Below are 10,497 nucleotides of genomic sequence, written 5' to 3' on the forward strand. Positions count from 1 at the left end.
ACTGACATTCATCGACACACTGTTGAGTTCTCAAAGAACACGCACACACCATCACTTCAACCAGGTTGAAAGCTCCGGGGCAAGGGTTACAATCTTAGCTTGTTCGCTCCAGGGAAGCAAGTTCCCGCTGAGCGTGACTGTCTCCGACTTCGTCCAACCGCGTTTCCCCGGCTTCTCAGTCGGGGTTGGTGTCCGTGTCGCTCTGACTTGGACAAAGTTACGCGAATGAAAACTGAGCGTCAAACGTGCAGGTCGCAGATGTTCGCCAGGTTAAATCCGCTGGTAGCCCGCCCGGAGGCGGGCCACCAGCGGCCACAGGAGCCCCGCGAGACAACTGTGACCCCACACACGTCAGTTCGGAGGGATTTTGACGCCGGCAAAGTTACGCTTTCCGCGCCGGACGACCAACCAGCTGCCGTGAAGCAGATCGGATGCGGCGGGCTCCCAGTCGTCGGCCGATACCTTCTGGTTGTTCACCGAAGCGCCGCCCTCTTTCACTGCGCGTCGAGCAGCTCCCTTGCTCTCACACAAACCGCTCGTCACGAGCAGATCGATGATCGTGCGCGGCTCCCCCGGCGCCAATTCGCTGACAGATGCTTCCTTCAACGCCGCAGCGAGTGTCGACTCGTCGAGTTCCGCCAACTCCGCCTTGCCGAACAACGCCTGGCTGGCGAGCTCGACAGCACGGGTGTTGTGTTCTCCGTGAACCAAGGTCGTCATCTCGGCGGCGAGTCGCTTCTGCGCTTCTCGCGCGTGCGGCCGCTCCGCCGTTGCAGTCTCCAACTCCGCGAGTTCGTCCGCGGCCAGGAAGGTGAACCAGCGCAGGTACTTGATCACGTCGGCGTCGCCGGTATTCACGAAGTACTGGTACCACGCGTACGGGCTGGTCATCTCAGGGTCGAGCCACAGACTGCCGCCACCGGTCGACTTTCCGAACTTCTTCCCATCAGCCGAGGTCACCAGCGGAACCGTCATTGCATGAACGCTCTCACCGTCGACACGACGGTTGAGTTCGACACCGGCAATGATGTTGCCCCACTGATCGGACCCGCCGACCTGCAACGTGCACCCGAGATCGCGTCGCAGGTGCAGGTAGTCGTTGGCCTGGAGCAGCATGTAGCTGAACTCGGTGTACGACATTCCGTCCGATTCGAGGCGACGCTTGACGGTGTCGCGCGCGAGCATCACGTTCACGGAGAAGTGTTTGCCGACGTCACGCAAGAAGTCGATGGCCGACATCTTGCCGGTCCAGTTCATGTTGTTCTCGATGACCGCGCTCGTCGGCGAATCGTCGAAATCCACGAATCGTTCGAGCTGACCACGGATGCGACCCGCCCAGTCTGCGACAGTGTCGGCGGAGTTCATGGTCCGTTCCCCGACGTCACGGGGGTCACCGATCAATCCCGTTGCACCGCCGGCAAGGACGATCGGACGGTTGCCGGCACGCTGAAAACGCTTGAGCGCAAGGAGCGGAACCAGGTGACCTGCGTGCAGACTCGGTCCGGTCGGGTCGAATCCCGCATACAGCGTGACCGGTCCGGCCTCGAGATCTTTACGCAAAGCGTCGAGATCGGTTGATTGGGCGATCAGCCCGCGCCAGGTCAGTTCGTCGAGAATATTCTCAGTCACGGACTCGATCATCCCATCTTCACGAAATGGCCGGTGCTCGCGGGCTTCGGCGATACGCGGACACAGCTGGGGAGTCCGGAATCCAGAGGCGCCACGGGACCTCCGCCGCGGTGCTGACACCCACCCGCGGTCCGCTCACCCATCCCTTCGACTCCCCCAATTCGAGCCGAATCCGCGACGTGGGGTCGAACACGTCTGTTCCGTTGTCCCCCAGTGTGATTGCGGCGGAAGCGCCGAGATTACCTGGCCCTCTGGCCCATTGGTGAGACGGCCGGTCCGGCGATCTCCGTGCGGACACCACATCGTGACCGGCTTCGATTTCGGCCGCTCGGAGCAGAACACCGCCCGCAACACCATCCGGGCCGTACGAGATGTTCATACAAAAGTGCATTCCGTAGCTGCGGTAGACGTAGAGACGCCCCGCCCGCCCGAACATCACGCTGTTCCGCGGCGTTTGCCCCCGATACGAATGCGCTGCCGGATCCGGCCAGGGCCCGTCCTTCTCCCCGCCGTAAACCTCCACCTCGACAATTCTCAGAGCGACCTCGTCGACGATCAGGGTCGAGCCGAGAACTGCCAAGCCCGCTTCCAACGGGTTCTCCACATTCACCAAGGTCTCGATGCTCACCCTTCGATTGTGCCCACACCGTTGACTCGCCGGTCAGCCGAGTCGCATAATTCAACAAGTGATGAATTATTGAAACGAGGCGCACAGTGACCACAACGCCGGCAATAGACATCCGCGGACTCCGAGTCACTCGCGGCAAACACGAAGTACTCCACTCGCTTGACCTGCAAGTTTCGTCAGGATCGATCACAGGACTGCTCGGGCCCTCCGGTTGCGGCAAGACAACCCTCATGCGCGCGATAGTCGGAACACAGATCATCGAAAGTGGTGAGGTCAGAGTCCTGGGAGATCTCGCCGGGTCCGTCGCCCTTCGCCGTCGGATCGGGTACGTCACCCAATCCCCCAGCGTGTACGGCGACCTGACGGTCACGCGAAATGTTCAGTATTTCGGCGCTCTGTACGGGAAATCCGGCGCAGACGTCGCAGCAGCGGTCGACGCAGTCGGATTGAGCCGTTACGCCGACCAGACCGCCGCCGACCTGTCCGGAGGTCAACGCGGTCGAGTCTCGCTGGCATGCGCGTTGGTGGCGTCACCTGATGTGTTGATCCTCGATGAACCGACCGTCGGGCTCGATCCAGTGCTTCGCGTCGAATTGTGGGAACGATTTGCCGACCTCGCTCGCAGCGGGACCACCCTGTTGGTCTCCAGCCACGTCATGGACGAGGCGGACCACTGCGCAGAACTGATTCTGATGCGCGACGGGCACCTTCTCGCGCAACTCACCCCAGACGAACTGCGCGCAAGAACCAGATGTGAACGGCTCGAGGACGCCTTCCTCGAACTGATTCGGACCTCACCCGTCGGAGGCGAAATATCATGAGCATCAGGATCTTCGGTGCTACCACCGTGCGAATTCTGCTTCAGCTCCGCCAAGATCACCGCACGGTGGCCATGATCTTGTTGGTCCCGTCGTTGCTGATGATTCTGCTGTATTTCCTCTACCAAGACGTCCCGACGCCGCCCGGCCAAGTTTCACTCTTCCAACGAGTGGCGATCACGATGTTGGGAATCTTGCCGTTTGTCGTCATGTTCCTGGTCACGTCCATCGCCATGCAACGCGAACGCAGTTCAGGCACACTCGAACGCCTGCTTACCACCCCAATGGGCAAACTCGACCTTCTCGCCGGATACGGTGCGGCATTTTCGCTCTCCGCAGCAGCTCAAGCAGCTCTCGCGTGCGCAGTAGCGTTCGGTTTTCTCGGGCTCACCATCGCGGGAAGTCTTGCGTGGGTCATCGTCATTGCAGTTCTCGGCGCGGTCCTCGGCGTTGCTCTTGGTCTGTTGGCCAGTGCGTTCGCGAAGACCGAATTCCAAGCGGTGCAGTTCATGCCTGTCGTGGTGGTTCCACAGCTCTTCCTTTGCGGACTCCTGGTACCTCGTGACCAATTGCCGACCTGGCTCGAATGGATCAGCAACGTCCTCCCCTTGAGCTACGCCGTCGACGCACTTCAACAAGTGTCGATGCATGCCGACGCGACGGGTCAGATGTGGCGTGATCTCGCCGTCATGGCGGGCTTTGCCGCCGCAGCGCTCTCGCTGGCCGCGGCAACACTCGATCGCCGCACTCCATGACCGAGTACAGCGCCGCACCGGCACCGATTCGTTCCGGCCGACGACCGGGTAAGTCGGAGACTCGTGCGCAGATTCTCGATTCGGCGCGACGAGAGTTTTCCCAGAACGGTTTTCGAAGAACAACCGTTCGATCGATAGCCGCGGCCGCTGACGTCGATCCGGCCATGATTCATCACTATTTCGGAAGCAAGGAGCAGTTGTTCACCGCTGCGATCGCGCTACCGATCGATCCAGCACAGGTACTGGGATCGGTTCACGCTTCCCCGACCGAAAATCTCGGCGAAAGCCTTCTCCGGGCGGTGATCGGGTTATGGGAATCGGAGCATCAGCCGGCGATTCTGGCGGCTTTTCGATCAGCCATTTCCGGAGACGGATCGCAGCTGATCCAGAGCTTTCTGCTCGATATCGTATTGCGCGACATCATTCCGCGGGTGGACACACCACCCGGCACCGGCTTGATCAGAGCGGAATTGGTGGCCTCTCAGATGGCCGGGCTACTGGTCACGCGATACGTGCTCGGACTCGAACCGCTCGCAACGTTGAGCGTGGATGCACTGGTACCGCTGGTAGCTCCGAACCTCCAGCGGTACCTGACCGGTGAGTTGCCGATCTAGCCTTCGGCCCGTGCGAGCAACTTCTCGTGCTCGTCGTCGGCCACGTCGCGTGCCTCGTCGATCAACAGAACAGGAATGCCGTTCTCGATCGGGTACGCACGCCGCAAGCGCGGGTTGTAGAGCAACTCGTCCCCGACCAGCAGCAGCGGGCCTTTGTCCTGGGGGCAGGCCAGAATGCTGAGCAACGTCGAATCAATAGCCACGTGAGTCCTCTCGAACCGATCGAACAGAATGTCCTCAGGCTACCGTGCTCCGGTGCCCACCCTCGTCGGCATCAACTGCGCGGCAATTGCCTTGGTCAGCCGCTTGTACGACTGCGTCTCGGAATCGAGGAACCAGGTCCGTGGCCCCGGTGCCGGCAGGCCGGCCGCAGCCAAAGCAGTGGAACTCGGACGGTACGACGAGCCCACCGGGATCTCGTCCACCACGTGCACGACGTCCGGGCGAGCGTCAAAAGCGATGCGCGAGAGCGCCTCTGCAAGCTCGGCAGACCGGAACTGCCGCCCCGGACGCCATGTCACGGCAGCGACCGCCAACTGATGTGGTGCGTCGCCGACGCCGTACGCGACGGCAAGATCGACCCGCGCCACACTCGACAACGCGTCGACGATCGGTTGGGTGAACACGGGACCGCGGAGCGTGGAAATGACCGTGTTCTTGTGATCGATCAGCCAGTAGTCGCCGTCGCCGTCCCGGCGGAAGAGATTCTCGGTGGGAATCCACGAATCACCGGCTTGGAAGAGACCTCGCATGGCGCCGCCCGAGAGATCGGCGGTGAATCCGGCGCGCCCGAGCAGCAATCCGACCTCGTCTTCGGCGCATTCACGGACAAATCCGTTGCCGTTTTCGAGGAGCCGACCACTCAGCGGGTCGTAGGCCGCCAACCGAACCTGCGCGCTACCCGGCAACGGGCGACCCTTGGAGCCAACTTTGGAGCCTGCGACGTTGGCGAGAATCACGTCTCCTTCGGTCGACGCATAGAACTCGAGTACCTGCGCGGGGTCGAACGCCTCAGTGGTCCGCTTCCACAGACCATGGGGCATTCCCGAACCGATGAACAGGCGGACCGGATGGCTACCGTCGATGAGGAGAAGATCCTCGTCGAGGATCTCGCGCATCATCGACCACGTGTAACTCACGACCGTCACACCGTAGCGGTGGATTTCTTCGACGAACCTCGCCGGATTCAGTCCGCGTGAGAGCGCAATCCGGGAACCACCGGCCATTGCGCCACCGATGGTCGCGAGCAAACTCGACGAATGGTGTAGCGGCGCAAGGCAGTACACGGTGTCACCGCGATCGAGATCGGCAGCCGTGGCCGTACCGAAGGCCGACAATGCCCACCGGTAGTTGGTGATCTGCTTGGCTTCGAGCACACCGCCCGATTCCGCGAAAATGATGAACGCGAGTTCGCGGGCGACTCCCGGATCCGGTCGATACCATCCGGGCAGGTTGACCTTCGTCGGATCGATTTGTTCGAGATCGATCACGTCGTGCGACGGATCCACCTCGAGGCCACGGGCATCGCCGCCGCCGAGCACCAGAACAGGCCTACCGGTCACCACTGCAGCATCGACGTTCTCCGGATCGGTGATGATCCGATCGACCGATCCCAGCTTGACCGCCGCCGTGATGTCGGACCCTGGCGGAAGCATGACCGCGACGGCACCGAGGCGCGACAGAGCCGCGATGGCCGCGAGCGCGCTGGGACGGGTCTCCATCAGGACACCGACGTGTGCTGCCGGACGCACTCCCACGGAGATCAATCCACGCACGACATTGTCGATGCGGGCGTTGACCGCTTCGTAGGTGTGCACGCGATTGTCGAAGAGGAAGCACTCGCCGTTCGGCGCCTTTCGACGCTGCTCCGCGAGCAATTGGCTCAGGGAGATCTTGGTGTGCGGCTGAATCTGGTTGAGCCGCGCCAGACGTGGCAACGCGCGCGCTGCCTCGCCGGACAACTCGAAAGTGCCGCGCAGGGCACCGGCGGCGAGGTCACTGATTCCCTTGGTGACGCCTGCCCCTACTTCGGCGACCGAGGCGACGGTGTGAATGATCCGATTGCTGATCGACACACCGGTCTGGTCTTCGAGATCGGCGCCGTAGACCATTTTCGCGATGCGGTCCGGGAGCGGCCCACCTGTCTCGGTCCACTGCACGAATTCGCCGGTGGTCGGCCAGGTGTGAGTGGCCGCGGTGGAACCGACAACCAAACCGAAATGACCTGCACGCAAGGTAGATTCGTAGACCTTTGCTCGCGGAGCCGCTTGACTGATACCGCGAACCGCTTGCGGCTGACCGATGTCGTCGACCTCGCCGACAAAGGCCAGGATGGGGCAGGTGATCTCGGCGAGAGAGACCAATTGATCCTTGATGACAAAACCACCGGTCATCATCCGGTTGTGTACGATGAACTGCTTGAGCAGTTCGGCAACCGCGGGTCCCGACCACGCGACCCAACCCTCGGTTGCGAGGAAGCGTCGCTGCTGCTCCCTCGGTAGCAACGCCTCACGGTCGTGCAGTTGAAGCAGGAAGTCGACGCGCATCTTCAGCGACTTCACGGGATCGAGCAACTGGAACCCGGTACGAGCCATCCATCCGGTGACTGACAGGCGATTGAAGACGTGATCGGCGAGGAAATCCGCACCTTTACTAGCCAATCCGGCCGGAATGCCGAAGGGCAACGCAGCGAGCGTGTCGACCGGACTGCCGAAGGTGATGACACTGGCTAAGTTTCGGCTGCGCCGATAGGCAGCAGCCTGATAGGCGAACATTCCACCCTGCGAGTAACCGGAGATGTGAACATCTTTACCGGTGTGACGGTGGATGTGATCGACAATGTCGCTGAGAGCGATGATGTGATCGGCAAGATTACGATCCCAACCGCCCTCTTCGGAGTCGGGCGAACCGAAATCGACGACCCAGGGGTCCAAGCCCATCTCGTGCAGAATTCCGACAGCACCCTGGTCACGGGTCACGTCGTACACGTTCGCGGACATCATCATCGGTGGAATCAGCACGATCGGTGCGCCGACGGTTTCCGGATCGCTGTCCGGGAAGTAGCGCCGTAGGCGATACATCGCTGCGCGTTCGACGATCTCGAACGGAGACGTGGTCGCATCCGTTTCCAGCCCACCCAACCGGACGACCTCGAGGCCGTTTTGTGCTGTCGCAACCACCCGCCGAATCGGGCCCAGCACAGACTTGGAATTCAATCCCACCATTTCACTCCCAAGTTACTCACCATGTGACGTCAGTCTCATTCTTGCCGCGCGCGACAAGCCTACTGACGACGAATACGCGTACGCGGTCAGGGAGCAAATTCTGCTCCCTGACCGCGTACGACCGAAGGACTACTGCCGAAAAGAGAGGGACAACACTCGCAACCGCAATGTCAGAGCGTCCATTCCCGCAGCGACTGCGCCACTGCTCGGACTCCGTCCAACTGCTCTGCCACCCGCACCCCCGCGGTGCCGCCCCGCGCATTGCGCGAAGCGATGGAACCCTCGACTGTCAGCACCTCACGAACAGCGGGCGTCAGTGCGCTGTCGACGCCGGCCAGTTCCTCGTCCGTGAGATCTTCGAGTCCGACACCTCGCGCTTCCGCGACACGCACACACGCTCCGGCAGCCTCGTGTGCAACCCGGAACGGCACGCCCTGACGCACCATCCACTCCGCGATGTCGGTGGCCAGCGTGAACCCTGCCGGAGCAAGTTCCGCCATGCGCTCGGTATGGAACTCGAGCGTCTGCACCAGACCTGTGATGGCCGGGAGCAACATCTCGAGCTGCGCAACCGAGTCGAAGACCGGTTCCTTGTCCTCTTGCAGATCGCGGTTGTACGCCAGCGGCTGAGCCTTGAGCGTCGCCAACAATCCGGTGAGGTTGCCGATCAAACGACCCGACTTGCCGCGCGTCAGTTCCGAGACATCCGGATTCTTCTTCTGCGGCATGATCGACGATCCCGTGGACCACGCGTCGGCAAGTGTGATGTAGCCGAACTCCGGTGTGCTCCAGATGATGATCTCTTCAGCCATACGGGAGAGATCGACACCGATCATTGCAAGCACGAACGCTGCCTCGGCTGCGAAATCACGAGAAGCGGTTGCGTCGATCGAGTTCTCGGCCGAGCTGTCGAACTTCAGTTCCGCCGCAATGGCTTCGGGGTCGAGTCCGAGTGAGGAACCGGCGAGTGCACCGGAACCGTACGGGGACACCGCAGCTCGCACGTCGAAGTCGCGAAGGCGCTGCACGTCGCGCAACAGCGGGTGCGCGTGCGCGAGCAGGTGATGCGCCAACAGGACCGGCTGAGCCGCCTGCAGGTGCGTCTTGCCCGGCATCACGGCATCCGGATGGGCCCCGGCTTGAGTCGCCAAAGCGTCGACCACGTCGAGAACCCCGGTGGAGATGCGGCGGACCGCATCCCGAAGCCACATGCGGAACAGCGTGGCCACCTGGTCGTTGCGCGAACGACCAGCACGCAGGCGTCCGCCGACCTCAGGCCCGACACGCTCGATCAGACCGCGCTCGAGTGCGCCGTGTACGTCCTCGTCCGAATCACTGGGTCCGAAGGCGCCACTGGCGACATCTGCCGCCAGACGGTCGAGACCGTCGAGCATTGTCGCGAGGTCGGCTTCGCTGAGCAGCCCTGCCTTGTTCAGCACACGTGCATGCGCCTGCGACGCCCGCACGTCGTACGGAGCGAGGACCCAGTCGAAGTGAGTCGACTTGCTCAGCGCCGCCATGGCAGCGGCCGGTCCGGACTCGAACCGCCCGCCCCACAGCGCACCTTCGTTGGTGCCGTGTTTTTGGGCGTCTCCGTCACCGTGAGCCGTCATGACTCAGAGTCCCAGATCGCGCTTCGCGGCGACCTTTGACGACAGACCGTGGATCTCGACGAAGCCCTTCGATGCGGACTGGTCGAAGCTGTCACCCTCGTCGTACGTCGCGAGGTTGAAGTCGTAGAGCGACTCCGGGCTACGACGACCGTTGACCGTGATGGCTCCACCGTGCAGGAAGAGACGGATGTCGCCGGTGACGCGTTCCTGCGTCTTGTCGACGAACGTGTCCAGTGCGTCCTTGAGGGGCGAGAACCAGAGACCGTCGTAGACCAGCTCGGACCAACGCTGCTCCATCTGACGCTTGTAGCGACCGAGTTCGCGTTCGAGGGTGACGTGCTCGAGTTCCTGGTGTGCGGTGATGAGGACCATCGCGCCGGGAGCTTCGTAGATCTCACGGCTCTTGATGCCCACGAGACGGTCCTCGACGACGTCGAGGCGGCCGACGCCCTGAGCACCTGCGCGCTTGTTCAGCTCCTGAATGGCTTCGAGTACCGACACCGGGCGGCCGTCGATTGCGACCGGGCGCCCCTTGTCGAAGCTGATGATGAGCTCGTCGGGTGCGTTCCAGTTGACCGTCGGGTCCTGGGTGTAGTCGTAGACGTCCTTCGTCGGCGCATTCCACAGATCCTCGAGGAATCCGGTCTCAACGGCGCGTCCCCAGACGTTCTGGTCGATCGAAAACGGCGACTTCTTGGAGACGTTGATCGGGATGTTGTTCTCTTCGGCGAAGGCGATGGCCTTCTCGCGGGTCCAGGCGTAGTCGCGGACCGGTGCGATGACCTGCAGGTCGGGTGCGAGGGCGCCGAATCCGACCTCGAAGCGAACCTGGTCGTTGCCCTTACCGGTGCAACCGTGCGAGACGATGGTGCCGCCGTGCGAGCGTGCAGCTTCGACGATGTGCTTGACGATCAGCGGACGGCTGATGGCCGAGACCAGCGGGTAGCGGTCCATGTACAGGGCGTTGGCCGCGATGGTCGGCAGGCAGTACTCGTCCGCGAACTCGTCGCGGGCATCGACGACAACGGATTCGACTGCGCCGCAGTCGATCGCGCGCTGACGCACGACCTCCATGTCCTCGCCACCCTGCCCCAGATCGATGGCGACGGCGACAACTTCAGCGCCCGTCTCCTTACCGATCCAACTGATGGCAACAGAAGTGTCCAGCCCGCCCGAGTAGGCGAGTACGACGCGATCGGCCATGGTTTTTGTGCTC

General features: G+C 62.3%; 9 protein-coding genes. 3 read left to right on the forward strand and 6 right to left on the reverse strand.

Annotated elements, in window-relative coordinates:
- Nucleotides 1-351: 351 nt before the first annotated feature.
- Both tyrS and QM716_RS24335 read right to left on the reverse strand, forming a co-directional pair.
- Nucleotides 352-1,629 (reverse strand): tyrosine--tRNA ligase, encoded by a 1,278-nt coding sequence (gene tyrS / locus QM716_RS24330; RefSeq protein ID WP_283306712.1) that lies wholly within the window; start codon nucleotides 1,627-1,629, stop codon nucleotides 352-354.
- A gap of 19 nt (nucleotides 1,630-1,648) precedes the next feature.
- Complete coding sequence (locus QM716_RS24335) at nucleotides 1,649-2,257, reverse strand: DNA-3-methyladenine glycosylase (RefSeq protein WP_283306713.1); 609 nt, start codon at nucleotides 2,255-2,257, stop codon at nucleotides 1,649-1,651.
- Between the two features lie 86 nt (nucleotides 2,258-2,343).
- Between QM716_RS24335 and QM716_RS24340 the strand changes: the two genes are divergently transcribed.
- Genes QM716_RS24340 through QM716_RS24350 form a run of 3 tightly spaced genes read left to right on the forward strand, consistent with a single transcriptional unit; the run spans nucleotide 2,344 to nucleotide 4,444 of the window.
- On the forward strand, nucleotides 2,344-3,078 hold the full coding sequence (locus tag QM716_RS24340; RefSeq protein WP_283306715.1) for an ABC transporter ATP-binding protein: 735 nt from the start codon (nucleotides 2,344-2,346) through the stop codon (nucleotides 3,076-3,078).
- On the forward strand, nucleotides 3,075-3,830 hold the full coding sequence (locus tag QM716_RS24345; protein WP_283306716.1) for an ABC transporter permease: 756 nt from the start codon (nucleotides 3,075-3,077) through the stop codon (nucleotides 3,828-3,830). Before QM716_RS24340 ends, QM716_RS24345 begins: the two co-directional genes overlap by 4 nt.
- Nucleotides 3,827-4,444 carry a TetR/AcrR family transcriptional regulator gene (locus tag QM716_RS24350; protein ID WP_283306717.1) on the forward strand — a complete coding sequence of 206 codons (618 nt, stop codon included), beginning with the start codon at nucleotides 3,827-3,829 and terminating at the stop codon, nucleotides 4,442-4,444. The genes QM716_RS24345 and QM716_RS24350 overlap by 4 nt, the downstream gene beginning before the upstream one ends.
- On the opposite strand, the gene QM716_RS24355 is transcribed toward QM716_RS24350, so the two are convergent.
- The 4 genes from QM716_RS24355 to QM716_RS24370 all read right to left on the reverse strand — a co-directional run bounded on the left by QM716_RS24355 (nucleotide 4,441) and on the right by QM716_RS24370 (nucleotide 10,484).
- Nucleotides 4,441-4,647 (reverse strand): Trm112 family protein, encoded by a 207-nt coding sequence (locus QM716_RS24355; RefSeq protein ID WP_003944045.1) that lies wholly within the window; start codon nucleotides 4,645-4,647, stop codon nucleotides 4,441-4,443. The two genes, QM716_RS24350 and QM716_RS24355, sit on opposite strands and share 4 nt — an antisense overlap.
- Nucleotides 4,648-4,686: 39 nt before the next feature.
- Nucleotides 4,687-7,668, reverse strand: a complete 2,982-nt coding sequence (locus tag QM716_RS24360; RefSeq protein ID WP_283306719.1) for an acyl-CoA synthetase — start codon at nucleotides 7,666-7,668, stop codon at nucleotides 4,687-4,689.
- Nucleotides 7,669-7,838: 170 nt separating this feature from the next.
- Complete coding sequence (gene argH, locus QM716_RS24365; RefSeq protein ID WP_092763575.1) at nucleotides 7,839-9,281, reverse strand: argininosuccinate lyase; 1,443 nt, start codon at nucleotides 9,279-9,281, stop codon at nucleotides 7,839-7,841.
- A 3-nt stretch (nucleotides 9,282-9,284) separates the two neighbouring features.
- Nucleotides 9,285-10,484 (reverse strand): argininosuccinate synthase, encoded by a 1,200-nt coding sequence (locus QM716_RS24370; RefSeq protein ID WP_003944066.1) that lies wholly within the window; start codon nucleotides 10,482-10,484, stop codon nucleotides 9,285-9,287.
- Nucleotides 10,485-10,497 lie beyond the last annotated feature (13 nt).

The organism is Rhodococcus sp. IEGM 1409, from assembly GCF_030056735.1.
GTDB lineage: Bacteria > Actinomycetota > Actinomycetes > Mycobacteriales > Mycobacteriaceae > Rhodococcus_F.

Bases quoted from the DNA above. Each gene is read 5' to 3' on its own strand.
- argH (WP_092763575.1), bottom strand. From the start codon at position 9,281: ATGACGGCTCACGGTGACGGAGACGCCCAAAAACACGGCACCAACGAA.
- QM716_RS24350 (WP_283306717.1), top strand. From the start codon at position 3,827: ATGACCGAGTACAGCGCCGCACCGGCACCGATTCGTTCCGGCCGACGA.
- QM716_RS24345 (WP_283306716.1), top strand. From the start codon at position 3,075: ATGAGCATCAGGATCTTCGGTGCTACCACCGTGCGAATTCTGCTTCAG.
- QM716_RS24370 (WP_003944066.1), bottom strand. From the start codon at position 10,484: ATGGCCGATCGCGTCGTACTCGCCTACTCGGGCGGGCTGGACACTTCT.
- QM716_RS24360 (WP_283306719.1), bottom strand. From the start codon at position 7,668: ATGGTGGGATTGAATTCCAAGTCTGTGCTGGGCCCGATTCGGCGGGTG.